The organism is Nocardioides proteolyticus (assembly GCF_051280635.3).
GTDB lineage: Bacteria > Actinomycetota > Actinomycetes > Propionibacteriales > Nocardioidaceae > Nocardioides.
In genome coordinates, this window is the sequence record NZ_JBNBPO030000019.1 from 1 (window position 1) to 24,156 (window position 24,156).

24 protein-coding genes are annotated in these 24,156 nt (G+C 72.8%); 11 read left to right on the forward strand and 13 right to left on the reverse strand.

Annotated elements, in window-relative coordinates:
- Positions 1 to 152: 152 nt before the first annotated feature.
- Complete coding sequence (locus ACPOLA_RS12320; RefSeq protein WP_435770734.1) at positions 153 to 605, reverse strand: MaoC family dehydratase; 453 nt, start codon at positions 603 to 605, stop codon at positions 153 to 155.
- 42 nt (positions 606 to 647) lie between these two features.
- Between ACPOLA_RS12320 and ACPOLA_RS12325 the strand changes: the two genes are divergently transcribed.
- On the forward strand, positions 648 to 1,742 hold the full coding sequence (locus tag ACPOLA_RS12325; RefSeq protein WP_435770735.1) for an adenosine deaminase: 1,095 nt from the start codon (positions 648 to 650) through the stop codon (positions 1,740 to 1,742).
- A 71-nt stretch (positions 1,743 to 1,813) separates the two neighbouring features.
- Here ACPOLA_RS12325 and ACPOLA_RS12330 read toward each other — a convergent pair whose 3' ends face one another.
- Complete coding sequence (locus tag ACPOLA_RS12330; protein ID WP_435770736.1) at positions 1,814 to 2,146, reverse strand: DUF6223 family protein; 333 nt, start codon at positions 2,144 to 2,146, stop codon at positions 1,814 to 1,816.
- 13 nt (positions 2,147 to 2,159) lie between these two features.
- Positions 2,160 to 4,286 carry an MMPL family transporter gene (locus ACPOLA_RS12335; RefSeq protein WP_435770737.1) on the reverse strand — a complete coding sequence of 709 codons (2,127 nt, stop codon included), beginning with the start codon at positions 4,284 to 4,286 and terminating at the stop codon, positions 2,160 to 2,162.
- Between the two features lie 182 nt (positions 4,287 to 4,468).
- Between ACPOLA_RS12335 and ACPOLA_RS12340 the strand changes: the two genes are divergently transcribed.
- On the forward strand, positions 4,469 to 5,638 hold the full coding sequence (locus ACPOLA_RS12340; RefSeq protein WP_435770738.1) for a sensor histidine kinase: 1,170 nt from the start codon (positions 4,469 to 4,471) through the stop codon (positions 5,636 to 5,638).
- Positions 5,638 to 6,336 carry a response regulator gene (locus ACPOLA_RS12345; protein ID WP_435770739.1) on the forward strand — a complete coding sequence of 233 codons (699 nt, stop codon included), beginning with the start codon at positions 5,638 to 5,640 and terminating at the stop codon, positions 6,334 to 6,336. Before ACPOLA_RS12340 ends, ACPOLA_RS12345 begins: the two co-directional genes overlap by 1 nt.
- A gap of 25 nt (positions 6,337 to 6,361) precedes the next feature.
- Here the strand turns inward: ACPOLA_RS12345 and ACPOLA_RS12350 are convergent, their stop codons facing one another.
- From ACPOLA_RS12350 to pdxR, 3 genes are read right to left on the reverse strand one after another with little or no spacing between them, the layout of a single operon-like run.
- On the reverse strand, positions 6,362 to 6,880 hold the full coding sequence (locus ACPOLA_RS12350) for a hypothetical protein (protein ID WP_435770740.1): 519 nt from the start codon (positions 6,878 to 6,880) through the stop codon (positions 6,362 to 6,364).
- Positions 6,864 to 7,490, reverse strand: coding sequence for an ATP-binding protein (locus ACPOLA_RS12355; RefSeq protein ID WP_435770741.1), 627 nt, complete (start codon positions 7,488 to 7,490; stop codon positions 6,864 to 6,866). The genes ACPOLA_RS12350 and ACPOLA_RS12355 overlap by 17 nt, the downstream gene beginning before the upstream one ends.
- Before the next feature lie 25 nt (positions 7,491 to 7,515).
- Complete coding sequence (gene pdxR, locus ACPOLA_RS12360) at positions 7,516 to 8,907, reverse strand: MocR-like pyridoxine biosynthesis transcription factor PdxR (protein WP_435770742.1); 1,392 nt, start codon at positions 8,905 to 8,907, stop codon at positions 7,516 to 7,518.
- A 71-nt stretch (positions 8,908 to 8,978) separates the two neighbouring features.
- Between pdxR and ACPOLA_RS12365 the strand changes: the two genes are divergently transcribed.
- Together ACPOLA_RS12365 and ACPOLA_RS12370 are read left to right on the forward strand one after the other, a co-directional pair.
- A complete protein-coding gene (locus ACPOLA_RS12365) occupies positions 8,979 to 9,677 on the forward strand; it encodes a pyridoxamine 5'-phosphate oxidase family protein (RefSeq protein ID WP_435770743.1) in 699 nt (232 codons plus the stop codon).
- A 10-nt stretch (positions 9,678 to 9,687) separates the two neighbouring features.
- Positions 9,688 to 10,875, forward strand: coding sequence for a dipeptidase (locus ACPOLA_RS12370; protein ID WP_435770744.1), 1,188 nt, complete (start codon positions 9,688 to 9,690; stop codon positions 10,873 to 10,875).
- A 39-nt stretch (positions 10,876 to 10,914) separates the two neighbouring features.
- On the opposite strand, the gene ACPOLA_RS12375 is transcribed toward ACPOLA_RS12370, so the two are convergent.
- Genes ACPOLA_RS12375 through deoC form a run of 3 tightly spaced genes read right to left on the reverse strand, consistent with a single transcriptional unit; the run spans position 10,915 to position 14,219 of the window.
- The gene (locus ACPOLA_RS12375; protein WP_435770745.1) at positions 10,915 to 11,793 is read right to left on the reverse strand and encodes an aldehyde dehydrogenase family protein; all 879 of its coding nucleotides are present in this window, start codon (positions 11,791 to 11,793) and stop codon (positions 10,915 to 10,917) included.
- The gene (locus ACPOLA_RS12380; protein WP_435770746.1) at positions 11,793 to 13,229 is read right to left on the reverse strand and encodes an aldehyde dehydrogenase family protein; all 1,437 of its coding nucleotides are present in this window, start codon (positions 13,227 to 13,229) and stop codon (positions 11,793 to 11,795) included. Before ACPOLA_RS12380 ends, ACPOLA_RS12375 begins: the two co-directional genes overlap by 1 nt.
- A gap of 6 nt (positions 13,230 to 13,235) precedes the next feature.
- The gene (gene deoC / locus ACPOLA_RS12385) at positions 13,236 to 14,219 is read right to left on the reverse strand and encodes a deoxyribose-phosphate aldolase (RefSeq protein WP_435770747.1); all 984 of its coding nucleotides are present in this window, start codon (positions 14,217 to 14,219) and stop codon (positions 13,236 to 13,238) included.
- A 24-nt stretch (positions 14,220 to 14,243) separates the two neighbouring features.
- On the opposite strand from deoC, the gene ACPOLA_RS12390 reads away from it, so the two are divergent.
- Complete coding sequence (locus tag ACPOLA_RS12390; RefSeq protein WP_435770748.1) at positions 14,244 to 14,807, forward strand: hypothetical protein; 564 nt, start codon at positions 14,244 to 14,246, stop codon at positions 14,805 to 14,807.
- 10 nt (positions 14,808 to 14,817) lie between these two features.
- Here the strand turns inward: ACPOLA_RS12390 and ACPOLA_RS12395 are convergent, their stop codons facing one another.
- Complete coding sequence (locus ACPOLA_RS12395) at positions 14,818 to 16,488, reverse strand: phospho-sugar mutase (RefSeq protein WP_435770749.1); 1,671 nt, start codon at positions 16,486 to 16,488, stop codon at positions 14,818 to 14,820.
- A 66-nt stretch (positions 16,489 to 16,554) separates the two neighbouring features.
- On the opposite strand from ACPOLA_RS12395, the gene ACPOLA_RS12400 reads away from it, so the two are divergent.
- On the forward strand, positions 16,555 to 16,989 hold the full coding sequence (locus ACPOLA_RS12400) for an SRPBCC family protein (protein WP_435770750.1): 435 nt from the start codon (positions 16,555 to 16,557) through the stop codon (positions 16,987 to 16,989).
- Here the strand turns inward: ACPOLA_RS12400 and ACPOLA_RS12405 are convergent.
- Together ACPOLA_RS12405 and ACPOLA_RS12410 are read right to left on the reverse strand one after the other, a co-directional pair.
- On the reverse strand, positions 16,968 to 17,795 hold the full coding sequence (locus tag ACPOLA_RS12405) for an SDR family oxidoreductase (RefSeq protein ID WP_435770751.1): 828 nt from the start codon (positions 17,793 to 17,795) through the stop codon (positions 16,968 to 16,970). The genes ACPOLA_RS12400 and ACPOLA_RS12405 overlap by 22 nt on opposite strands.
- A complete protein-coding gene (locus tag ACPOLA_RS12410) occupies positions 17,792 to 18,529 on the reverse strand; it encodes an SDR family oxidoreductase (protein ID WP_435770752.1) in 738 nt (245 codons plus the stop codon). Before ACPOLA_RS12410 ends, ACPOLA_RS12405 begins: the two co-directional genes overlap by 4 nt.
- A 123-nt stretch (positions 18,530 to 18,652) precedes the next feature.
- On the opposite strand from ACPOLA_RS12410, the gene ACPOLA_RS12415 reads away from it, so the two are divergent.
- From ACPOLA_RS12415 to fadD1, 4 genes are read left to right on the forward strand one after another with little or no spacing between them, the layout of a single operon-like run.
- Complete coding sequence (locus tag ACPOLA_RS12415; protein WP_435770753.1) at positions 18,653 to 20,029, forward strand: flavin-containing monooxygenase; 1,377 nt, start codon at positions 18,653 to 18,655, stop codon at positions 20,027 to 20,029.
- Positions 20,026 to 20,667 carry a TetR/AcrR family transcriptional regulator gene (locus ACPOLA_RS12420; protein ID WP_435770754.1) on the forward strand — a complete coding sequence of 214 codons (642 nt, stop codon included), beginning with the start codon at positions 20,026 to 20,028 and terminating at the stop codon, positions 20,665 to 20,667. Before ACPOLA_RS12415 ends, ACPOLA_RS12420 begins: the two co-directional genes overlap by 4 nt.
- Entirely contained in the window at positions 20,664 to 21,605 is a 942-nt protein-coding gene (locus tag ACPOLA_RS12425; protein WP_435770755.1) for an alpha/beta hydrolase, read from the forward strand. The genes ACPOLA_RS12420 and ACPOLA_RS12425 overlap by 4 nt, the downstream gene beginning before the upstream one ends.
- Positions 21,598 to 23,172: a fatty-acid--CoA ligase FadD1 gene (gene fadD1 / locus ACPOLA_RS12430; protein ID WP_435770756.1), complete on the forward strand. Its 1,575-nt coding sequence runs from the start codon at positions 21,598 to 21,600 to the stop codon at positions 23,170 to 23,172. Before ACPOLA_RS12425 ends, fadD1 begins: the two co-directional genes overlap by 8 nt.
- Here the strand turns inward: fadD1 and ACPOLA_RS12435 are convergent.
- Positions 23,157 to 24,113 (reverse strand): helix-turn-helix transcriptional regulator, encoded by a 957-nt coding sequence (locus ACPOLA_RS12435; protein WP_435770757.1) that lies wholly within the window; start codon positions 24,111 to 24,113, stop codon positions 23,157 to 23,159. The two genes, fadD1 and ACPOLA_RS12435, sit on opposite strands and share 16 nt — an antisense overlap.
- Positions 24,114 to 24,156 lie beyond the last annotated feature (43 nt).

Below are 24,156 nucleotides of genomic sequence, written 5' to 3' on the forward strand. Positions count from 1 at the left end.
GCCGCACCAGCGAGGGCAAGACCAGCCGCGAGATCAAACGCTGCCTCAAGCGTTACATCGCCCGCGACCTCTACCGCCTACTCGAATCAGGACCAATCAGGGATTGACGATCCATAGGAGCGTCCCTCGAGCCGAATCCCCGGGTGGAGGGGTCAGGGGAGCAGCAGCACGACGCTCTCGGCGACCATCGCCGGCTTCGGCTCGTCCTCGATCTCCACGGTGTGCTGGAGGGTGACCTGGTAGCCGGCGGGGATCTCGGTGACCTCGCCGAGGGCGACGGTGAGCCGGATCCGCCTGCCGACGAGCACGGGGTGGGGGAAGCGGACCTTGTTGACGCCGTAGTTGAGCTTGGCGCCGGGGGTGTTGATCTCGAAGATCGAGGAGCCGAGCCACGGGACCAGCGACAGGGTGAGGTAGCCGTGGGCGATGGTGCCGCCGAAGGGGCCGTCCGCGGCCCGCTCGACGTCGACGTGGATCCACTGGTGGTCACCGGTGGCGTCGGCGAACCGGTCGACCCGCTCCTGGGTGATCTCCACCCAGTCGCTGGTGCCGAGGGTCTCCCCGGCCGTGGCGGTCAGCTCGTCGAACGTGGTGAAGACCCGCATGTGGTGCTCCTGCGCTGTGGTCGGGGGAGTAAGAATGCGAACATGGAACCTACACGCGGCCTGCCGGACGACCTGCTGCGGGCGGCGCCCAAGGTGCTCCTCCACGACCACCTCGACGGTGGCCTGCGGCCGGCCACGATCGTCGAGCTCGCCGCCGAGAGCGGGCACGCGCTGCCGGAGAGCAACCACGAGGCCCTGGAGACGTGGTTCGCCGAGGCCGCCGACTCCGGCTCGCTCGAGCGCTACCTGGAGACGTTCGCGCACACCGTGGGCGTGATGCAGACGGCGTCGGCGCTGACCCGCGTCGCCCGGGAGTGCGCCGAGGACCTCGCCGCCGACGGCGTGGTCTACGCGGAGATCCGCTATGCGCCCGAGCTCCACGTGGAGGGCGGACTGGAGCTCGAGGACGTCGTGGCCGCCGTGCAGCAGGGCTTCGAGGAGGGGATGGCGGCCTCGGGCGGCCGGATCATCGTCCGCCACCTGCTCACCGCGATGCGGCAGGCGGCGCGGGCGATGGAGATCGCCGAGCTCGCGATCCGCTGGCGCGACCGGGGTGTGGTGGGCTTCGACATCGCCGGTCCCGAGGCCGGCTTCCCCCCGACCCGGTTCCTCGACGCGTTCGAGTACCTCCAGCGCGAGAACTTCCACTTCACCATCCACGCCGGCGAGGGCTTCGGCCTGCCGTCGATCTGGGAGGCGGTCCAGTTCTGCGGCGCCGACCGGCTCGGCCATGGCGTCCGGATCGTCGACGACATCAAGGTGTCGACGGGCGCGGGCGCGGCGAGCGGCGCGGAGCTGGGGCGGCTGGCGTCGTACGTCAGGGACAAGCGGATCCCGCTCGAGATGTGCCCGTCGTCCAACGTGCAGACCGGCGCGGCGCCCTCCATCGAGGAGCACCCGATCAAGCTGCTGGCCGACCTGCGGTTCCGGGTGACCGTGAACACCGACAACCGGCTGATGAGCCGGACGTCGCTCTCCCGCGAGCTCGGCCTGCTGCGCGACGCCTTCGGCTACGGCCTGCGCGAGGTGGAGTGGCTGACCGTGAACGCGATGAAGTCGGCGTTCCTGCCGTACGACGAGCGCTACCGGCTGATCATGGAGACCATCAAGCCGTGGTACGCCGAGCGGGCCGGCTAGCGAGCCGCACACGCCTCGCCGGCGCGGGGCGCCTGAGCGACGAGGCGATGGAGCCGCTCCACCGGCCACGGTCACTCCCGGGAGCGGCGCACAGCCCAACCGCCGACCATCATGCTCGCAAGTCCCGAGGCAACCGCGACAGCGCCGCCGACCACACCGCCGCCGGTGCCGGGCCCACCGTCACTCGCGGCGATCACGAGACCACCGCCCAGCACGCCGATCAACCCCAACGCCACGCTCGCCAGCGCCGGTCCGCGCGACGCCCGCGTCACCGCCCACACGCCGATGCCCAGCCCAGTGAGGGCCGCGAGTGCAGCGGCCACGCTTCCGATCCGGCCTGTGGTGAGCTCGTAGCCTCCTGAGGCTGCTGCGACTGCGAACGGTGCCACCGTCGTGATGTCCATGGTCGTGCTCCCTTCAACGTGTCGGTTCGGGTGCCGGGCTCGCCGCGACGTCGCCGCCTGCCTCGAGTGTCGAGTGGCCTTCCACCTGCAGTTGAGGCAGCAGCCGGTCGAGCCAGCCCGGGAGCCACCACGCTCGCTCACCGAACAGGCGCATGGCGGCGGGCACCATCAAGCAGCGGATCACCACCGCGTCGAGGAGGATGGCGATCGCCATCGCGAAGCCGGTCTGAGCGAGCATCCGGTCGGGGAAGAGTGCGAACGAACCGAAGACCACCACCATCACGGCTGCTGCCGCGGTGATCACTCCTCCGGTGTGCGCGAGACCCTCACGGACCGCATGCTGTGCGTCGCCCGTCGCCACCCAGATCTCCCGGATCCGGGCGAGCAGGAAGACCTCGTAGTCCATGGAGAGCCCGAAGACGATCGCGAAGATGAAGACCGGCACGAATGCTTCGATCGGACCGGCCTCCGCCCAGAGGCGGCCGTCCTGGAAGACCAGCTTCATCGCGCCCATCGCGGCGCCGATCGAGAGGATATTGAGCACCGCAGCCTTGATCGGGATCAGCAGCGACCGGAAGACACACAGCAGGAGCGCGAACGCAAGCCCCACCACCGCGGTGACGAACAACCAGAACCGGTCGGCGATCGCCTCGGCGTAGTCCACGCTGGCCGCGGTTGCACCGCCCACGAGGTTTGCGTCGCCCAGGTCGGCACGCAGATCGGTGACCAGGTCCGCGGTCGCGTGGTCCTGCGGACCGGTCGTGGGCTCGACCCGCATCAGGTGGACGCCGTCGGCGACCGGCATCGGCGGGGTCAGCCGCTCGCCGACGATGCGGTCGTCACGGCGGAGATGGTCGTACGCCGCCTGCGCCTCGGCCGATGAGCCCTCGGTCACCACCAGCAGCGGCCCGTTGGCACCGGGACCGAACTTCTCGCTGACCAGGTCGTACGCCGCCCGGGTGGTCGAGGACTCCGGGTCGTTGCCCGCGTCGTTGAAGCCCAGCTGCAGCTCCAGCGCTGGGGCCGTGAGGGCACCCAGCGCGAGCACCGAGACCACGAGCGCGCCGACGGGGTGCCGCTGGACCAGCCGGCCCCACTGCCGCCACCGGCTGCCGGGCTCGCGTCGTGCCTTCCTGGCATGTTCGCGAACCCGGCGCTCGAGCCGAGGACCGAAGAGCGCGAGCAGCCCGGGCAACAGGGAGAGGGAGGCCACCATGGTGACCAGCACCGTGAGGATGACTGCGGCGACAACGCCCTGGTAGGCCGGAATGTCGAGAACCACCAGGCCCAGCAGGGCCAGGATCACGCTGAGACCGGCGAAGAGGACGGCGCGCCCGGCGGTGTCGAGCGCCTTCGACGTCGCGACCGTCCAGCTGGCGCCGGACAGCAGCTCGCTGCGCAGTCGGGTGAAGAGCAGCAGGGCGTAGTCGATTCCGACTCCCAGCCCGATCAGGACCGGCAGCGCCGTCGTGTAGTCGGGGACGGAGATCAGGTGCGACAGGAAGGTCACCAGGGCGAGGGCGGTGCCGACCGCGAACAACGCGGTCAGCAACGGAAGGCTCGCTGCCAGGAACGAGCCGAACATGAGCACCAGGATGACCAGCGCGGCGAGCAGCCCGGCGGCCTCGGCGCCCATCCCCTCACCCTGTTGGCTCTTCCTGATGCCCTGCCCGGCGACGTCGACGCGGATCCCGTCGACCGCGTGAGCCTCCGCGATCCCGATGATCTCTTCGTACGTCGCGGTGTCCGCGCTGCCCCTCGCCCCTTCCAGCGCCACGTCCATCAGTCCGACGGTGCCGTCCGGTGACACCGTCCCGGGTAGTGCGCCGGGTGGCGTGACCGCCTCGACCCGGTCCACGGCGCCGAGGTCATCGATGAGGGCGTGCAGATCGACCGCAGCGTCCCAGCCTCGCCGGTCGTGGACCACGACGGTGACACTGTCGCCCGACATGTCGGGGGCGTGTTCCTCGAGCAGGTCGGCCAGCTCCTGCGACTGGGTCCCGGGCAGGCCGAGGTCGCTGCCGTTGCTGTAGTCGTCGCCGGCCACCCGCGCCACCGCCGTGACGCCGGTGAGCACGATGAGCCATGCGACCAAGGCGATCCGGTGATGGCGCTGGGCGAATCCGGCCACGCGATCCATGCGTGATCCTGCAGACATCTGCGCCTCCGTCTGGTGGGTGACGGATCGAGAGTGGCGCCGTCGGTGAGGTTCCGGCATCGGACGAATCGCGGCTACTGCTACGCCTTCCGGCGTAGTCGATGGCCGACTGGTCCCGCCTCTCGTCGTACCCACGAGACATCGGGAACTCCTAGGATCGAGCTGTGCACCGCGCAGCCATGCCCGAGCGCCTGATGACGACACAGGACGCCGTGCTCGCGGCGGGTGCGACCGCGGTCATGCTGGCGTTCGTCGTATGGAGGGCCGACGAGCTCTGGCACCTGGGCACCGGATGTGTGCTCGTCAGTGGCCTGGTACTTCTGGTCCGCCGCCAGTTCCCGACGGGTGCATTCGTGGTGGCGACCGTCGCGGCCACCGGTTACTACCTGCTCGACTTCGCTGAGGGACCGGCAATGCTCGGATGCTGGGTCGCGGGGTACACGATGGCCTCGCGCGGCGACGGTCGCCGATCGCTGTTGATCGCAGGCGGCGCGATCGGCGCCATGGCCGCCATCTGGCTGACGGTGGGCCCCGAGGCCGGGGGTGAAGGGCAAGGATGGGTGTTCTTCCGGGTGGCCTCGCTGGGCCTCTGCGTCGCGCTCGGTGAGTCGATCCGGTCTCGTCGCGTGATCATCGCCGATGCGGTGGCCCGTGCGGAGCGGGCCGAGCAGACCCGGGAGATCGAGGCACAACGAAGAGTCGACGCCGAACGCCTGCGAATCGCCCGCGAGGTCCACGACACCGTCGCGCATGCCATCGCGGTGATCAACGTCCAGTCCGGCGTCACAGCGCACCTTCTCGACAGGCAGCCCGAACGGGCCCGGGAGACCCTCGAGGCGATCGAGATCACCAGCTCGCGAGCGTTGCGTGAGATGCGGACGATCCTCGGCGTCCTCAGCGACCCCCACAACGGCCGGACGCCGCACCCGGGCATCGACCAGATTCCGGACCTGGAGGTGACTGCTCGCGACGCCGGGCTGGAGGTCGACCTTGACGTCTCCCGACCACTCGATCCGCTCCCCAGCGCTGTGGACAGCGCCGTCTACCGGATCATCCAGGAGTCGATCACCAACGTGATCCGCCACGTCGGCCCGGCACGGGTCCGGGTCTCGGTTGCTCCGGATGGCGACCAGCTGGAGGTGCGCGTGGTCAACGACGAGGGAGACGACGATCGGCAGCCCCGAGGAAGGTCGGACGAGCCGGGCCGCGGAATCCTCGGCATGCGGGAGCGCTGCGAGCTCCTGGGTGGCGAGTTCCTCGCCTGCCCCCGACCGGAGGGCGGTTTCGAGGTTCGCGCCAGGCTTCCGGTGGCACCGGTCGGGGCGGCGCCGTGATGACGGCAGGCTCTGCGCTCGAGGACCGGCCGATCAGAGTGATCCTCGTCGATGACGAAGGCCTGGTGCGGTCCGGCTTTCGAGTCCTCCTCGAGTCGGTGGACGACATCGAGGTCGTCGGGGAGGCCGGTGACGGCGCCGCGGCGATCGCCCTCGCCCGGAGCGCCCGCCCCGACGTGGTGCTCATGGACATCCGGATGCCCACGCTCGACGGGATCGAGGCCACCACCGAGATCGTCAAGACACCCGGACTCCAACAGACCCGGATCCTGATCCTCACCACCTACGACACAGACGCCTACGTCTTCGGCGCTCTGGCAGCCGGCGCCAGCGGCTTCCTGCTCAAGGACGCCGGCCCCACGGAGCTGCTGCACGCGGTCCGCGTGGTCGCCGCGGGGGACGCGTTGGTGGCACCCCGGATCACGCGGAGGCTGATCTCGGAGCTCACGGCCCAGCGCAACGCAGCCGACGCCGGCGCAGAGACCCTGTCGGTGTTGACCGATCGCGAACGAGAGGTCCTCGCTCTGGTCGGGCAAGGCATGAGCAACCACGAGATCGGCGAAGCCCTCTTCCTCAGTCCCGCCACGGCGCGGACCCACGTGAGCAACGTGATGGGCAAGCTCGGTGCCCGTGGCCGGGTCCAACTCGTCGTCATCGCCTACGAGACCGGACTGGTCACCCCTCAGCGCGGCTCGTAGGCCAACCTGAACGAACGCGGCTGGCTCAGACCACGAACCAGAAGTGGCTCCAGCCGGCCACGCCGACCCGGTGCCGGGTCCAGCGCTCCTCGTCGACCTGCACGATCCGTCCGGCGGCCGGGTCGAAGACCTCGATCCCCTCGGGCGTCGACCCGACGGCGAGCACGACGTGCCGCGGCAGCCAGCGGTTGCCGAGGTAGACCACGACGGGCCGGTCGGAGAGCTGCTCACGGAGCACGAGGTAGGCGATGGCGGGCCGCGGGCGGGCCGACACGGTGGCGATGCCCATCCCGGTCAGTGAGCGCATCAGGTTGACCAGCGCCCACGGCGGCGTGCCGAGCGCGCGGAGCCATGGGAGCTGGAGGCGGCCGCGGGCGCTGCCGACGGAGGTGAGCCGGCGGTGCTCGGCGAGGATCTCGCTCGGCGGGTCGACCGGACGCCAGCCCTCGAGGATGGCGCGCGCCGCCAGCGCGGTCGCCGCGCCGCAGGTGCGCCGGTCGGGCTGGCGCAGGTCGGCGGGATCGAGGTCAGCCGGCCAGTGCATGCTCGCCCTCCGATCGGCAGAGCTCGACGAACGCGCGGTCGCCGGAGGCGGTGCGGCAGCCGGCGGCGGTCGCCCGACGGACCACGTGCCGCTGCGCCCGCGCCAGGGCGACGCCCCGACGGAGCAGCACCAGCGGGGGCTTGCGGTGCTCGCGCAGGTCGCGGGTCAGGCGGCGCCAGAAGGTGAGGAGCGGGTGCTGGGTCACGCAGTACGCCGCCGCGAGCACCCCCGCACGCCGGCACTCCTCGACCACCTCGGCCGCGAAGATCCCCTCCGCGCAGAACCGGGTGGCGCCGCGCAGGTCGACGTGCTGCGTGCCGGTGCGGCGGCTGCCGGAGATGGAGTAGACGGGGATGTCGGCGACGCCGGTCTCGCACAGCCGGAGCAGCGCCGCGATCGCGTCCTCGTGGTGCCAGGTGCCGGGGTGGTCCCAGTCGACCAGCCCCGCGTTCGCGCCCTCGGCGATCCGCGGGAGTCCCGGCTCGTCGCCGTCGCGGTAGAAGTCGTCCAGGCGCAGCGTGGGCCAGCCGCAGGCCCGCTCGAGCCGCTCGGCGAGCCGCGACTTCCCGGCCCCGGAAGGGCCGGCGAGGACGATCACGCGGGCAGCCACCCGACGAGCCTATGCCGCGCGCCGATCAGCTCTCCAGTTCGCGGGTGACCACGGCCAGCGCCTCGTCGAGCTGGGCGTCGGTGCAGCCACCGAAGCCCACCACCAGGCCGTGGCGCACCACCGAGCGGCAGTAGGGGGCCAGCAGCGGGACGTCGTACCCGGCGCGGCGAGCGGCCAGGTGCGCCCGCTCGGCGTCCGCCCGGGAGAGCTCGACCGTCGCATACATGCCGGCCACGGGCCCGTGGGTCGTGCCGTGGGGGGCCAGCGCAGCGGTGACCCGGGCGGCGCGCTCGGCGTACACGCGGCGCGCGGAGCGGACGACCTTGTCGACGTAGCCGTCGCGGAGGAGGGAGAGGAAGGCCCGCTGGACGGGCCATGAGGCGGTGTCGTGGGTGATGGCCCGGATCCGGTTCAGTGGCTCCAGCAGGCCCGGCGGCGGGACCAGCCAGCCCAGCCGCATGCTGGGGGCGACCGTCTTGCTGGCCGTCCCGAGATACGCCACCCGATCCCGGTCGAGCGCGGCCAGTGCCGGCACCGGGGCCACGTCGTAGCGGAACTCGGAGTCGTAGTCGTCCTCGACCACCAGCGCACCACTCGTCCGGGCGGCCTCCAGCAGGGCGATCCGGGCGGTGCCCGGCATGGTCAGCCCCAGGGGGTGCTGATGCGCCGGTGTCACGTAGGCGGCCGCGCACCCCTGCAGCAGATCGGCCGTGGGTGGCGAGGTGGCCGCGGGGACGTCGACGACGTCCCGCCCGGAGAGCCGGACCGTCTCGACGGCGGCGCGGTAGCCGGGGTCGTCGACGCTGACCGCGCCCGGGCCGAGCACCCGCAGGAGGTGGCGGAGGCCGTCGGCCGTTCCCGCGGTCACCAGCACCTCGTCGGGATCGCACTCCACGCCGCGGGTGCGACCCAGCCGCGCGGCCAGCTCCTCCCGCAGCTCCGGAAGGCCCCGCGGGTCGCCGTAGTCCGCGGGCTGGCGCGCAGCGGCGACGTCGCGCCACGCCCGCCGCCAGAGCGCGGCGTGCCGCGGGTCGATCCACGGCGTCCCGGCGTCGAGCCGGACCAGCGACGGCGCGGAGCGGGCACGCCGCTCCCACGGGGTCCGCCCACGCCGCGCGGGCCCGGTCGGCCCGGTCGGCCCAGCGGGTCCCGCCGGACCGGCCGGCGCGCTCGCGGAGACGAAGGTGCCGGACCCGTGCCTGCCCTCCAGCCAGCCCTCGGCGACGAGCTGTCCGTAGGCCTGCTCGGTGACCGCTCGGGCGACGCCGAGGTCGGCAGCCAGCGCGCGCGAGCTCGGCAGCCGGTCGCCGGCGGCGAGCCGGCCGTCGGTGACCTGGCGACGGATGGCGTCGGCGAGCTGGCCGCCGAGGGGGCGCGGGTCGCCGCGGTCGAGGTCGACGGCGAGCGTGTTGGTCATCCGAAGTGTCCTGTCGAAGTGGCCGATAAGTGGCCCGTGAATGGGGGCCACTTCTCGGCCAGTCTAGGGCCATGAGCGTGGAGCTGACCCTGTCCCCGACCCGTCGTACCCGGATCAACCGGGGGCGCAACCGGATGGTCTCCCGGCGCGCCGACCTGCACCGCTTCCTGGAGGAGGCGCTCGTCGCCCACCTCGGGGTCGTCGTCGGCGAGCATCCCGTCGTGCTGCCCACCGCCTACGCCGTCGACCTCGAGGGGCCTGACGACGGCGGCAGCCTCTACCTGCACGGCTCGGTCGCGGCCGGGTGGCTCCGGGCCGCGGTCGGCGCCACGGTGTGCGTCACCGTGACCGAGCTCGACGGACTGGTCGCCGGGCGCTCCGCCTTCCACCACTCGATGAACTACCGGTCGGCGGTGGTGATCGGGCAGGCCCGGTCGGTCGACGACGACGCCGAGCGGCGCCACGCGCTCGACCTGATCGTCGACCACATGGTGCCCGGCCGCGCGGCGACGCTCCGGCCCAGCACCCGCAAGGAGCTGGCCGCGACCGCCGTGCTCGCGGTGCCGCTCGCGGAGGCCTCCATGAAGGTCCGCACCGGTGATCCGGTCGACGAGCCGGCCGACGTGGCGGCCGGGACCTGGGGCGGACACATCCCGCTGGTGCGGACCGCGACCGGCACGGTGTCGGCCGCCGACTCCCACGGCGACGTCCCCGCGGACGTCGTACGACGCGCAGCGGATCTCGCCGCCGGGCGGCCCGTCGACCGCTAACGTCCCTGGGATGGGTCTCCTGAGACGCCGCAGGCTGCGGCTGGTCCTGCTCTCCGGCGCGGGTCTCGTCGTCGTGGGCACGATCGCGTTCTTCGCGCTCGCGCCGGGCGTGGTGGAGGGGATGCGCAACCGCATCGTCCCCGCCGAGCTTCCGGAGGTCACCCCGGAGACGCAGCGCCTCCACGACTCGCTGCACGTGGTCGACATGCACTCCGACACGCTGATGTGGGACCGCGACCTGCTCGACCGCTCCGACCGGGGCCACATGGACCTGCCCCGGCTGCAGGACGGCAACGTCGCGCTCCAGGTCTTCTCCTCGGTCTCGAAGTCGCCGAAGGGCCAGAACTACGACAGCAACAGCGCCGACAGCGACAACATCACGCTGCTCACCATCGCCCAGCTGCAGCCGCCCCGCACCTGGACTTCGCTGCTGCAGCGGTCGCTCTACCACGCCGAGAAGCTCGAGGACGCCGCGCGCGAGTCCGGCGGCGAGCTCGTGCTGGTCCGCACCCGCGACGACCTCGACCAGCTGCTCGCCGACCGTGAGGCCGGCAAGGACGTGACCGGCGCCCTGTTCTCCGTGGAAGGGCTGCACAACCTCGAGGGCGACCTCGACAACCTCGACCGGCTCTACGACGCCGGGATGCGGATGGCCGGGTTCACGCACTTCTTCGACAACGAGGTCGCCGGCTCCATGCACGGCGTCGACAAGGGCGGCCTGACCGACCTCGGCCGCGAGGTGTTCGCGGAGATGGAGCGCCGGGGCATCGTCGTCGACATCGCGCACGCCAGCCACGTGGCCGTCGCCGAGATGCTCGTGCTGGCGACCAAGCCGCTCGTGCTCAGCCACGGTGGCGTCCAGGCCACCTGCGAGGTCAACCGCAACCTCACCGACGAGGAGATCCGCGGCGTCGCGGCGACCGGGGGCGTCGTCGGCGTCGGCTACTGGAACGCGGCCGTCTGCGCCCGCACCACCGACGCGGTGGTCGACGCCATCGACCACGTCGTGCGGGTCGGCGGCATCGAGGCCGCCGCCCTCGGCAGCGACTTCGACGGCGCCACCACCGTCGGCTGGGACACCAGCCAGCTCGCCGCCCTCACCCAGGAGCTCGTCGACCGCGGGTACGACGACGACGAGATCGCCGCGATCATGGGCGGCAACACGTTGCGGGTGCTGCGGGCGGTGCTGCCGGAGTAAGAACGGGTCGATCACCAGCCCGACGGGCGGCCGCGTCCGCTACACGCCGATCGGGTGCCAGACGGTCTTGGTCTCGAGGAACGCCGTCATCGCGGTCAGGGCCGGCTCGGCGGTCCAGTCGGGCTCGGCGGCCGGCGCGCGTCGTACCCGCTTGAGGTTGTCGGCGGCGGCGACCTCGAGCTCGACGGCGAGCGTGGCGGCGTCGGGGTGCCCGGCCACGCCGGCGAGGTCGATGGCGTTGACGTCCATGTGGCCGGCCAGCCAGGGGCCCAGCACGGCCGCGTCGCCGGTGAGCAGGTTGACCACGCCGCCGGGCACGTCGGAGGTGGCCAGCACCTCGGCGAAGGTGACGGCCGGCAGCGGACGGCCGTACGACGACACGACCACCGCGGTGTTGCCGGTGACGACCACGGGCGCGACCACCGAGACCAGGCCCAGCAGCGAGGAGGCCTGCGGGGCGAGCACCGCGACGACGCCGGTCGGCTCGGGGGCGGTGTGGTTGAAGAAGGGGCCGGCGACCGGGTTGGCGTTGCCGACCACCTGGGCGAGCTTGTCGGCCCAGCCGGCGTACCAGACCAGCCGGTCGACCGCGGCGTCCACCTGGCTGCGGGCAGCGGCGGCCGACGCGCCCTCGGAGAGCCGGACCGCCTCCTCGAACTGCGGGCGCCGGTCCTCCATCACCTCGGCGATCCGGTAGACGACCTGGCCGCGGTTGTAGGCGGTGCGTCCGGACCAGCCGCCGAAGGCCTTGCGTGCGGCTGCCACGGCGTCCCGCGCGTCCTTGCGCGACGCCAGCGAGGCGTTGGCCACGAACCTCCCCTTGCCGTCGAGCACCTCGTAGGAGTGGCCCGACTCCGACCGCGGGAACGCCCCGCCGATGTAGAGCTTGTAGGTCTTGCGGACGTCGATGCGTGCCATCAGGCGTCGGCTCCCTTCAGGTAGGAGGCGAGGCCCTGGCGTCCGCCCTCGCGGCCGTAGCCGGACTCCTTGTAGCCGCCGAACGGGCTGGCGGGGTCGAACTTGTTGAAGGTGTTGGCCCACACCACCCCGGCCCGGAGCCGGTCGGCCATGTGCAGGATCCGCGAGCCCTTCTCGGTCCAGACGCCCGCGGACAGCCCGTAGGGGGTGTTGTTCGCCTTCTCGACCGCCTCGCTGGGCGTGCGGAAGGTGAGCACCGACAGCACCGGGCCGAAGATCTCCTCGCGGGCGATTCGGTGGGCCTGGGTGACGCCGGTGAACAGCGTCGGCGGGAACCAGTAGCCCGAGGAGGGCAGGTCGCACTCCGGCGACCAGCGCTCGGCCCCCTCGGCGTCGCCGGCCCCGGCGAGCTCGCGGATCCGGGAGAGCTGCTCGGCGGAGTTGATGGCGCCGATGTCGGTGTTCTTGTCGAGCGGGTCGCCGACGCGCAGCGCGCCCATCCGCCGCTTGAGCCGGCCCAGCACCTCCTCGGCGACGGACTCCTGCACGAGCAGGCGCGAGCCGGCGCAGCACACGTGGCCCTGGTTGAAGAAGATGCCGCTGACGATGCCCTCGACCGCCTGGTCGATGGGGGCGTCGTCGAAGACGATGTTGGCGGCCTTGCCGCCGAGCTCGAGGGTCACCGACTTGTTCGTGCCGGCGACGGCCCGGGCGATCGCCTTGCCGACCTCGGTGGAGCCGGTGAAGGCCACCTTGTCGACGTCGGGGTGCGCGACGACGGCCTGGCCGGTGGCCCCGGCGCCGGTCACGACGTTGACCACGCCCGGCGGCAGGTCGGCCTGCTGGCAGATCTCGGCGAACAGCAGGGCGGTCAGCGGCGTGGTCTCCGCGGGCTTCAGCACGACGGTGTTGCCGCACGCCAGCGCCGGCGCCACCTTCCACGCCAGCATCAGCAGCGGGAAGTTCCACGGGATCACCTGCCCGGCGACGCCCAGGGGCTGCGGCTCGCGGCCGAGACCGGCGTACGACAGCTTGTCGGCCCAGCCGGCGTAGTAGAAGAAGTTGGCGGCGACCTGCGGGACGTCGACGTCGCGACTCTCCTTGATCGGCTTGCCGTTGTCGATGGTCTCCAGGACCGCCAGCTCGCGGGCCCGCTCCTGGATGATGCGCGCGATCCGGAACAGGTACTTGGCGCGCTCCTTGCCGGGCATCCGGGACCATCCGCGGAACGCCCGCCGCGCGGCTCGGACGGCGCGGTCGACGTCGGCCCCGTCGGCCTCCGCCACCTCGGCGAGGGTCTCCTCGGTGGCCGGGTTGATCGTCTTGAAGGACGGGCCGTGCCCGTCGACGAACTCGCCGTCGACGAACAGGCCGTAGGACGCCTTGATGTCGACGATGCTGCGCGACTCGGGCGCGGGTGCGTACTCGAAAACCATGACAGCTCAGTCCAGGGTGAAGTAGTCGGGGCCGCTGTAGCGCCCGGTGGCGATCTTGGTGCGCTGCATCAGCAGGTCGTTGAGCAGGGTGGAGGCGCCGAACCGGAACCAGTCGGGCGTCAGCCAGTCGTCGCCGGCGACCTCGTTGACCGTCACCAGGTACTTGATCGCGTCCTTGGCGGTGCGGATGCCGCCGGCGGGCTTCACGCCGACCTGCACGCCGGTCGCGTCGCGGAAGTCGCGGACCGCCTCGAGCATGACCAGGGTCACCGGCAGCGTGGCGGCCGGCTGCACCTTGCCGGTCGAGGTCTTGATGAAGTCCGCGCCCGCGAGCATCGCCAGCCACGACGCGCGGCGGACGTTGTCGTAGGTCTGCAGCTCGCCGGTCTCGAAGATGACCTTGAGGTGGGCGTGGGAGCCGTCCGCCCGGGCGCAGGCCTCCCGGGTCGCGACGATCTCCTCGAAGACCTGGAGGTAGCGGCCGGCGAGGAAGGCGCCCCGGTCGATGACCATGTCGATCTCGTCGGCGCCCGCTGCGACCGCATCGCGGGTGTCGGCGAGCTTCACCTCCAGCGAGGCCCGGCCGCTCGGGAAGGCCGTCGCGACGGCGGCGACGTTGACCCGGTCGCCCACGACCGACTTCACCTCGGGCACCAGGTCGCCGTAGACGCACACCGCCGCGACCGGTGGGCAGGACGGGTCGGCCGGGTCGGGGCGCAGCGCCTTGCTGGCGAGGGCGCGGACCTTGCCGGGGGTGTCCTGGCCCTCGAGCGTGGTGAGGTCGACCATCCGGATCGCGAGGTCGAGCGCCCAGGCCTTGGCGGTGGTCTTGATCGAGCGGGTGCCGAGCGCGGCGGCGCGGGCCTCGGCGCCGACCTGGTCGACGCCGGGCAGGCCGTGCAGGAAGCGGCGCAGCGATGCCTCGCTGTTCGTCACGTCGGCGTAGGCCGACAGGCCTGGCGACGGGTCGGTGGGTGCGGAGGCTGTCACCGGTCCAGCATAGGGTTGCCGGTCGTGAGGGACGAAGGCGTCGAGGAGGTCGAGCGGTTCAGCGCGGGCGGCCGCGGGGCGGGGTTCCTCGGCCTGGTCGGTGTGGCGGCGTTCCTGGCCTACGGCGTGCTCGACCCGGCCGCGGACTTCGCGCCGTGGCTGTGGCCGCTCACCCTGCTCGTCGGGGTCGCGCTCTGGGTGGTGCTGGTGCGCCCGGCCGTGCTGGTGCGGGGTCGGGTGCTCGAGCTGCGCAACATGCTGCACACCGACCTGATCCCGCTCGCCCGGGTGACCGACGTGCGGATCAGCCAGGTCACCGTGGTGCGGGCCGACGAGCGCCGGTTCGTCGGCAGCGGGATGGGCAGCAGCCGGCGCCAGCTGGGTCGCGACGAGCAGCGCGGCCACGCCGCCCTCGCGGCCGACCGGCCCTTCGGCTGGCTGGTCGAGGAGAAGCTGAACCGCCTCGCCGAGGCTGCCCGCGAGGTGACGGCGGAGGAGCCGCCTCCCGTGCGGCGCACCTGGGCCTGGCCCGAGATCGCCGGGCTCGTCGTGCTGGGCGGCGCGGTGCTGGTGCTGGCGCTCCGCTGAGCGGGGCGGCTCAGATCCCGGCGGCGGCCGCGACGTCCGTGCGCAGCGCGATCAGCCGGGTCGCCGCCTCCGCCCGGGCGGTCGCCACGTCGCCGTCGACCACCGGTACGACGACCTCGAGGTAGCACTTGAGCTTCGGCTCCGTCCCGCTCGGGCGTACGACGACCCGGCTGCCGTCGCTGGTGCGGTAGCGCAGACCGTCGGTGGGGGGCAGCCCGCCCGCGCCGAGGCTCAGGTCCTCCGCCGACTCCACCGCCGCGGCGCCCAGGGTGACCGGCGGCGTCGCGCGCAGCCGGTCCATCGCGTGCCCGATCTCGGCGAGGTCGCTGACCCGCACCGAGAGCTGGTCGGTCGCGTGCAGCCCGTGGCGCACCGCGATGTCGTCGAGGAGGTCGAGCAGGGTGCGGCCCGCTGCCTTCGCCGACGCGGCCACCTCGCAGAGCACGAGGGCGGCGGAGACGCCGTCCTTGTCGGCCACGTTGCGTGGGTCGACGCAGTAGCCCAGCGCCTCCTCGTAGCCGAACACCAGGCCGGGCAGCCGGCCGATCCACTTGAACCCGGTCAGCGTCTCCTCGTAGCGCTGTCCGTGCGCAGCCGCCATCGCACCGAGCAGCGAGGAGGAGACGATCGAGGTCGCGTAGACCCCCGCGCGCCCCTCGCGCAGGAGGTGGTCGGCCAGCAGGGCGCCGACCTCGTCGCCGCGCAGCATCCGCCACCCGTCGGGTCCGGGCACGGCGCACGCACACCGGTCGGCGTCGGGGTCGTTGGCCACGACCAGGTCGGCGCCGGTCCGCTCGGCGAGCGCCACCGCGCGGTCGATGGCACCCGGCTCCTCGGGGTTGGGGAACGCCACCGTCGGGAAGTCGGGGTCCGGCCGCTCCTGCTCGGGCACGACCTGCGGCGCCTGGAAGCCGGCGGTCTCGAGGACCGCCGGCAGGGCCTCCGCGCCGACGCCGTGCAACGGGGTGTAGACGACGGCGAGGTCGCGCGGCCCGTCCCCGGCGATGCCGGCGACGGTGTCGAGGTAGGCGTCGACGATCCCCTCGTCGAGCACCCGGCCGCCGGTCGCCTCCAGCGGCGACCGGGGGACCGACGCCAGCGACCCGACGGCGGCGATCCGGCCCGCGATCGCCGTGTCGGCGGGCGGCACGATCTGGGTGCCGTCGCTGAGGTAGACCTTGTAGCCGTTGTCCTGCGGCGGGTTGTGGCTCGCGGTGACCATCACGCCCGCGGCGCAGCCGAGCTCCCGGATGGCGTAGGCGAGCACCGGCGTGGGGAGCGGCCGCGGCAGCAGCAGCGGGCGCAGGCCCGCCCCGGCCATCACCTCGGCGGTGTCCCGGGCGAACACGTCGGAGTTGTGGCGGGCGTCGTACCCGATGACGACGGGCGTCCCCGGCTCCGTCCCCTCGCCGAGGAGGTACGCCGCCAGGCCGGCCGCGGCCCGGATGACGACGACCCGGTTCATCCGGTTGGGGCCGGCGCCGAGCGCCCCGCGGAGGCCGGCCGTCCCGAACTGCAGCGTGCCGCGGAACCGGTCGGTCAGGTCGGCGAGCGCGTCGCCGTCGCCCTGCTCGGCGGCGGCGACCAGGGCGTGCAGCTCCGCCACCGTGTGCTCGTCGGGGTCCTCGGCGGCCCAGCTCCGGGCGCGGTTCAGCAGGACGTCGACGTCGGGCGTGGTCATGCGTTGAACGCTAGCGCCCGCGACGGTGCCCGGGTGTCGCTGGAGCGGGGCCGCCACAATGGCCCGGTGGCGCGCTACCGGTTCTCCTCGGCCTGGGAGGTCGCCGCACCCGTCGCGGAGGTCGCCGCCACGGTCGTCGACCTCGAGCGCTACCCGGAGTGGTGGCCGCAGGTGCGTGCCGTCGCCCGGCTGGACACGGACCGGGCCTGGGTGCGCTGCCGGGCGGTGCTGCCGTACACGCTGGACCTGGTGCTGGAGGCCACCTCCCGCACGCCACCGTCGCTGGAGGTCGGGATCGGCGGCGACCTCACCGGGTTCGCCCGGTTCGACCTCTCCGAGACGGCCGGAGGCGGGACCCGCCTGGACTTCCGGCAGGAGGTCACCGCGCACGGCACGCTGGCCCTGGCGTCGTATGTCGCCCGGCCGCTGCTCGCCTGGAACCACGCCCGGATGATGGCCGGCTGCCGCGCCGGCCTGGCTCAGCGCGCCCGCGCCCGCTGACGCTCCACGAACCTCGTCCCGGAGCGCAGCACGAGGCCGGGGGAGAGCCGGCCGAGGCGCCAGGCGAGCCGAGCCTGGACCGGCTCGACCACGAGCGGCCGGTCGGCGAGCACCGCCGCGAGCACCTTGCCCGCGAGGACGTCGGGGTCGACCGGCCTCCGGATGCCCTGTCCCTTCAGGAAGTAGTCACGGCCCCGCACCCGGCCGAGCTCGCCCTTGTCGAGGATCGGCGTGTCGACCGCCGCCGGGCAGACCGCGGTCACGCCGACGTTGTGCGAGGCCGCCTCGGTGCGCAGCGCCAGGGACAGGCCCACGACCGCGTGCTTGGTCATGACGTACGACGTGAGCAGGCCGGCCGCCATCAGTCCGCCCATCGAGGCGGTGTTGACGATGTGGCCGCGGCCCTGCCGGATCATCCGCGGGTAGGCGGCGTGGACGCCGTGCACGACGCCGCGGATGTTGACGTCGATGATCGCGTTCCACTGGTCGAGGGTCATCGCCTCGGCGTCGCCGAGCAGGCTGATCCCGGCGTTGTTGAACATCAGGTCCAGGTGCCCGTGCTCGGCGACCACGTGGTCCACCGCCCGCTGGACCTCCGGGGCCCGGGTCACGTCCACCCGCGACGCGCGGGCGGACCCGGGCCCCGAGACCCGGGCGACCGTCCGCTCCGCGGCGGCGAGGTCCAGGTCGGCACAGACGACCTCGGCGCCGGCCGCGACGAGCGCGCGGGTCAGCGCCGCACCGATGCCGGAGCCCCCGCCCGTGACGATCGCGGTGCGGCCGGCGAGCGTGCCGAGCCCGCTCACGAGAACGCCTTCTCGACGAGGCCGACCAGGTCGGGGTAGCGCCTGAGGTGGGCGCCGCCGTTGATGTCCAGCGTCTCCCCGGTGATCCACGCGGCGTCGTCGGACAGCAGGAACCGGACGGCGGCGGCCACCTCCTCCGGCTCCCCGGGCCGCCCGAGCGCCGTGTTGGCGACGTACTCCTCCCGCACGCCGGGGATGTCCATGGCGGGCGCGGTCAGCGGGGTCACCACCAGGCCCGGCGCCACCGCGTTGACCCGCACCCGGCGCGGGCCCAGCTCGAGGGCGGCGACCTCGGTGAGCGCCACGAGGCCGGCCTTCGCGGCGCAGTAGGCGGCGAGGCCGGTGCCGGGCTGGCGGGCGTTGAGGGAGGACAGCGAGACCAGCGCGCCGCCGTCGGCGACCCGCCGGCCGGCGTGCTTGAGCACGAGGAACGCCCCGGTGAGGCAGACGTCCACGACCCGCCGCCACTCGTCGGCGTCGTGGTCGACGACGCGGGCGAGCGTACTGACGCCGGCGCAGTTGACGACCCCGTGGAGGCCGCCGTGCTCGGCCACCACGCCGTCGAAGAGCGCCGCCACGCTCGCCTCGTCGGTCACGTCGACGGCGATGTCGGCGGTCGTGCCGGGCAGGTCGGCGACGACCACCCGGTGTCCTGCCGCGGCCAGGGCCGTGGCGGTGGCCGCGCCCAGTCCCGAGGCGCCCCCGACCACCACGCTCACCCGTCCTCCGGCCATGCCGGACCTCCTCGTCTGACGCTCGTCGGCGCCTGTTGACACGTGTCAGGTCGAGCCCTAACGTGACCGTCGTCACAGCGGTTTGTCAAGGGCCGCCCGCGGGGGTCCGAGAGGGGTTTCGGCATGAGTGGTCCCACGGTCGCCGTGATCGGCGCCGGCATCAGCGGCCTGACGATGAGCAAGATGCTGGCCGACTACGGCCTGGAGTTCACCACCTTCGAGTCCTCCGACCGGGTGGGCGGCAACTGGGCCTTCGGCAACCCCAACGGCCACAGCAGCGCCTACCGGTCGCTGCACATCGACACCTCGAAGCACCAGCTGTCCTTCAAGGACTTCCCGATGCCCGAGGACTACCCCGACTTCCCGCACCACACGCAGATCAAGGCCTACCTCGACAGCTACGCCGACGCCTTCGACATCCGCAAGGACATCGAGTTCGAGAACGGCGTGCTGAGCGCGAGGCGGCTGCCCGACGGCGGCTGGGAGCTGGAGACCCAGCGCACCGGGATCCGCCGGTTCGACGTGCTGGTCGTGGCCAACGGCCACCACTGGGACCCCCGCTTCGCCGACAAGCCCGGGGACTTCACCGGCACGACCATGCACTCGCACAGCTACATCGACCCGCGCACGCCGTACGACCTGAGCGGCAAGCGGATCCTGATCATCGGCATCGGCAACAGCGCCGCCGACATCGCCGTGGAGCTCTCCAGCCGGACCCTCGAGAACGAGGTGGTCATCTCCACCCGCTCCAGCGCCTGGATCGTGCCGAAGTACTTCGCCGGCAAGCCGGCCGACAAGTACTACCGGACCTCGCCGCACATCCCGTTCGCCTGGCAGCGCAGGTTCGTCCAGCTGATGCAGCCGATGACGGCGGGCCGCCCCCAGGACTACGGGCTGCCGGAGCCCAACCACCGCTTCTTCGAGGCGCACCCCACCCAGTCCGTGGAGCTGCCGCTGCGCCTGGGCTCCGGCGACCTCCGGGCCAAGGGGGACGTCGAGCGCTTCGACGGCAGCACCGTCCACTTCGCCGACGGGACGGCCGAGGACTTCGACGTGGTCATCCACGCCACCGGCTACAACATCACCTTCCCCTTCTTCGACCCCGACTTCATCAGCGCTCCCGACAACCACATCCGGCTCTACAAGCGGATCTTCAAGCCCGGCATCGACGACCTCGCCTTCGTCGGCTTCGCCCAGGCGACGCCGACCCTGTTCCCGTTCGTGGAGAGCCAGACCCGGCTCGTCGCGGCGTGGCTGGTGGGGCAGTACGCCCCGCCGAGCGAGTCGGAGATGGAGGAGGTGATCACCGCGGACCAGGAGTTCTACACCGCCCACATGGTCCAGCGGCCCCGGCACACCCAGCAGCTCGACTACTTCCTCTACGAGCACGACGTGCGCGTGAAGGAGATCCCGGCGGGCCGCGAGCGTGCCCGCACGAGGCCGCGACGCGCACCCGCCGCGGCCGCCGCCCGGCCGGTGACCGCCGGGGCGGCGGGGTGAGCGACGAGGAGCGCGCCTGGGCGAGGCTCGTCGACCGGCGCAGCGTCAACCGGGGCGACCTCCGTCGGACCGCCCTGCTCCGGGCGCTCGACGAGCTGCTCAGGGAGCAGTCGCTCGAGGAGGTCAACGTCGCGGAGATCTCCCGCCGCGCGGGCGTCACCCGCTCGGCCTTCTACTTCTACTTCGAGAGCAAGGCCGTCGCCGTGATGGCCCTGATGGCCGACCTGTACGACGACGCGTCGGACGCCACCGACCTGCTGGTCAAGGCCGAGGGTGAGCCGGAGCCGCGGATCCGGGCCGTGGTCACCCGGCTCTTCGACTCCGTCGACAAGACCCCGCACACCTACCGCGCGCTCCTGGAGGCGCGGGCGACCAACCAGGACGTCCGCGAGGTCTGGGACGCGGGCCGCTCCGACTTCGCGAGCATGGTGGCCGAGATGATCCAGCGCGAGCGCGCCGCCGGCCACGCCACCGACGGTCCCGACGCGGCGGGGCTCGCCGCCGTCCTGCTCGACCTCAACGACCACGCGGTCGAGCGCCACGCCATCGGCGGGGGCCCGCCCCGCGAGCAGCACATCGACGCGCTGACCCACATCTGGATGCGCAGCATCTACGGCACCGACAGGAGTGCACCGTGAGCACCACCTTCACCTTCCGGTCCGAGGGCGTGGCCTGCGCCGCCACGCACCACCCCGCCGCCGACGGGTCCGCCGGACCCGTGCCCGTGGTCGTGCTCGGGCACGGCCTGGCCGGGACGCAGGACTCCGGCCTGACGGAGTTCGCCGCCGCCTTCGCCGCCGCCGGCTTCTCCGCGGTCACCTTCGACTACCGCGGGTTCGGCGCGAGCGAGGGCAGTCCGCGCCAGTCGGTCTCGATCGCCGGCCAGGTCGCCGACTGGCATGCCGCGGTCGACGCGGCGAAGCGGCTCCCCGGCGTGGACCCCGCGCGTGTGGTGCTCTGGGGCATCTCGCTCGCCGGCGGGCACGTCGTGTCGGTGGCCGCCGCCCGCGACGACGTCGCCGCGGTGGTGTCCGCCGTGCCCCTCGTGGACGGGCTCGCCGCGGCCCGGCTGGCCGCCCGGCACCACTCGCCGGCGCAGCTGCTCAGGTCGACCGGCCGCGGCGTCGCCTCGGCCGTACGACGTCGGGCCGGCCAGGCGCCCACCATGATCCCGGTGGTGGCCCGTCCCGGCGAGGTGGGGGCGCTGACCCTGCCGGGCGCCTACGAGGACTACCTCTCGATCGCCGGACCGAGCTGGCGCAACGAGATCGCCGCCGACGTGGTGATGGAGCTCGGCGGACGCACTCCGGCGAAGGACGCCCGCCGCCTGGACGTGCCGTGGCTCGTCCAGATCTGCGACTTCGACAACAGCGCCCCGCCGCACGCCGCGGCCAAGGCCGCCTTCGCGGGCCGTGCCGAGGTCCGGCACTACCCCGGGGACCACTTCGACCTGTTCCCCGGCAAGCCGTTCCACCGCCGCGCCTGCGAGCACGCGGTGCACTTCCTGCGCCGCCACCTGTCCGCTCCCTCCACCGCCACCTCCACCGAGACCGCAACGGAGCCGTCCCATGTCTGACACCGTCCAGGCCCTCCTCCTCGAGCACGCCGAGCGCGACACCCCCGGGCTGAAGTACCGCGACCGGGTGTGGTCGTGGCGCGAGTACCTCGGCGAGAGCGCCGCGCGCGCCCACGTCCTCCACGGCATGGCCGGCGGCGCGGAGCCGCTACACGTCGGCGCACTGATGAAGAACACCCCGGAGATGGCGATGGCGATCGCCGCCGGGGCCATCGGCGGCCACGTCACGGTGGGGATCAACGCGACCCGGCGCGGGGAGGGGCTGGCGGCCGACGTGCGCCGGGCGGACTGCCGGGTGCTGCTCACCGACGACGAGCACGTCGGCCTGCTCGACGGGCTCGACCTGGGCGGCGCGGTGGTGGTCAACACCGACGAGGAGGGCTGGCGCAAGCAGGTGGCCGACGCGCCGCGTACCACCGACGGGTTCCGCACCGTCGAGACGATGGACACCTTCATGCTGATCTTCACCTCGGGCACCAGCGGCGACCCGAAGGCGGTGCAGGTCGCGAACTTCATGGTGGTGCTGTCGGGGGCGACCCTGGTGGACAAGTTCGGGCTGACCCCCGACGACGTCGCGTACTGCTCGATGCCGCTCTTCCACAGCAACGCGATCCTCGCCGGCTACGCCGTCGCCGCGAAGTCCGGTGCCGCGATCGCGCTGGCCCAGTTCAGCGCGAGCCACTTCCTCGACGACATCCGCGACTACGGCGCGACGTACCTCAACTACGTCGGCAAGCCGCTCGCCTACGTCCTCGCCACCCCCGAGCAGCCGGACGACAAGGACAACCCGCTGCGGGTGGCCTTCGGCAACGAGGCCTCCGACCGCGACATCGAGCAGTTCGCCGAGCGGTTCGGGTGCACCGTGTGGGACGGCTTCGGCTCGACCGAGACCGCGGTGATCATCACCCGCACCGAGGACACCCCGCCCGGCTCGATCGGCGTGCCCTTCGAGGGCGTCGCGGTCTACGACCGCGAGACGCGGCAGGAATGCCCGCGCGCGGTGTTCGACGAGCACGGCCGGGTCACCAACCTCGACGAGTGCGTCGGCGAGCTCGTCAACACGACGGGCGCGGGCTTCTTCGCCGGCTACTACAAGGACGAGAAGGCGACCCAGGAGCGCCTCGACGGCGGGATGTACTGGTCGGGCGACCTCGGTTACCGCGACGAGGCCGGCTTCGTCTACCTGGCCGGGCGCACCAGCGACTGGCTCCGCGTCGACGGCGAGAACCTCGCCGCGGCGCCGATCGAGGCGCTGCTGCTGCGGCACGAGGCGATCAGCCAGGCCGCCGTGTACGGCGTCCCCGACGAGCGCGTCGGCGACCAGCTGATGTGCGCCCTGGTCCTGCGGGACGGCGCGAGCCTGACGCCCGAGGAGCTCCGGTCGTTCCTCGACGCCCAGCAGGACCTGTCGCCGAAGGCATGGCCGCGCTACGTGCGGATCGCCGACGAGCTGCCGAGCACGGCGACCAACAAGGTGCTCAAGCGCGAGCTCCGGGCGCAGGGCACCGACACGACCGACACGCTCTGGGTGCGCGGCGAGCGGGACCGGGTCTACACGCCGCGCTGAGCGACGAAGCGCCGGCCGACCCGGCCGAGCAGGTCGACCAGCTCGGCCGGCTCCTCGACGGTGAAGTCGCAGTCGAGGGTGGTGAGGACCATGACCGGCCAGTCGAGGCTCTCGGTGTTCATCGTCAGCCGGCAGCCGTCGTCCCGGAGCGGCTCGACGGTGCCCCACCGGCCCAGGTAGGCGGTCACCTCGGGCGCGGGGGCGTCGAGCCGGGCGCGGACCTGGTAGCGCTGCGGGCGGCTGCGCAGCCCCTCGTTGACGAAGGTCAGCGCGTCGCCGCCGGGGATCTCGCGGGGCCGGAAGCGCAGGCCGGTCGGCTGCGGGGCGCCGGCGACCCGGTCGACCCGGAAGGAGCGCCAGTCCTGGCGGTCCCGGTCGTAGCCGGCGAGGTACCAGCGGCGGCCCAGGTTGACCAGGCGGTGCGGCTCCACGCGGCGCGTGCTCGCGGTCCCGTCCGCGGCGGTGTAGGGGAAGGAGAGCACCTCGCCGTCGCGGCACGCCTGGGCCAGGGTGGTCAGCACCTCGGCGTCGAGCGCCGGGCCGCCGGTCCAGGGCAGTCCCTCGGTCTGGGTGTGCACGGCGTCCATCCGCCGGCGCAGGCGCGGCGGCATCAGGGCGATCACCTTCGTCAGCGCCTGCACCGAGGTCTCCTCCAGGCCGGGCACGCCCCCGTTGGCCGCCGAGCGGAGCCCGGCCGCGATGGCGACCGCCTCGTCGTCCTCCAGCAGCAGCGGGGCCAGCGCGCCGCCCGCTCGCAGCTGGTAGCCGCCGGCGGCGCCGCGCACGGCCTCCACGTCGTAGCCCAGCTCGCGGAGCCGGTCGACGTCGCGACGCAGGGTGCGGTCGCTGACCTCGAGCCGGCCGGCCAGGTCCTGGCCCGACCAGAACCGGTGGGTCTGGAGGAGCGACAGCAGGCGAAGCATCCGGGCGCTCGTGCTCATGTCACGAAGATTAGCGAGAATCAGGACAGAACCTGACCGCATT

Coding starts and splice junctions, on each gene's coding strand:
- ACPOLA_RS12335 (WP_435770737.1), bottom strand. CDS start 4,286: ATGGATCGCGTGGCCGGATTCGCCCAGCGCCATCACCGGATCGCCTTG.
- ACPOLA_RS12370 (WP_435770744.1), top strand. CDS start 9,688: ATGGGTCTCCTGAGACGCCGCAGGCTGCGGCTGGTCCTGCTCTCCGGC.
- ACPOLA_RS12345 (WP_435770739.1), top strand. CDS start 5,638: ATGACGGCAGGCTCTGCGCTCGAGGACCGGCCGATCAGAGTGATCCTC.
- ACPOLA_RS12320 (WP_435770734.1), bottom strand. CDS start 605: ATGCGGGTCTTCACCACGTTCGACGAGCTGACCGCCACGGCCGGGGAG.
- ACPOLA_RS12435 (WP_435770757.1), bottom strand. CDS start 24,113: ATGAGCACGAGCGCCCGGATGCTTCGCCTGCTGTCGCTCCTCCAGACC.
- ACPOLA_RS12380 (WP_435770746.1), bottom strand. CDS start 13,229: ATGGTTTTCGAGTACGCACCCGCGCCCGAGTCGCGCAGCATCGTCGAC.
- ACPOLA_RS12365 (WP_435770743.1), top strand. CDS start 8,979: ATGAGCGTGGAGCTGACCCTGTCCCCGACCCGTCGTACCCGGATCAAC.
- ACPOLA_RS12330 (WP_435770736.1), bottom strand. CDS start 2,146: ATGGACATCACGACGGTGGCACCGTTCGCAGTCGCAGCAGCCTCAGGA.
- pdxR (WP_435770742.1), bottom strand. CDS start 8,907: ATGACCAACACGCTCGCCGTCGACCTCGACCGCGGCGACCCGCGCCCC.
- ACPOLA_RS12415 (WP_435770753.1), top strand. CDS start 18,653: ATGAGTGGTCCCACGGTCGCCGTGATCGGCGCCGGCATCAGCGGCCTG.
- fadD1 (WP_435770756.1), top strand. CDS start 21,598: ATGTCTGACACCGTCCAGGCCCTCCTCCTCGAGCACGCCGAGCGCGAC.
- ACPOLA_RS12375 (WP_435770745.1), bottom strand. CDS start 11,793: ATGGCACGCATCGACGTCCGCAAGACCTACAAGCTCTACATCGGCGGG.
- ACPOLA_RS12350 (WP_435770740.1), bottom strand. CDS start 6,880: ATGCACTGGCCGGCTGACCTCGATCCCGCCGACCTGCGCCAGCCCGAC.
- ACPOLA_RS12410 (WP_435770752.1), bottom strand. CDS start 18,529: ATGGCCGGAGGACGGGTGAGCGTGGTGGTCGGGGGCGCCTCGGGACTG.
- ACPOLA_RS12395 (WP_435770749.1), bottom strand. CDS start 16,488: ATGACCACGCCCGACGTCGACGTCCTGCTGAACCGCGCCCGGAGCTGG.
- ACPOLA_RS12325 (WP_435770735.1), top strand. CDS start 648: ATGGAACCTACACGCGGCCTGCCGGACGACCTGCTGCGGGCGGCGCCC.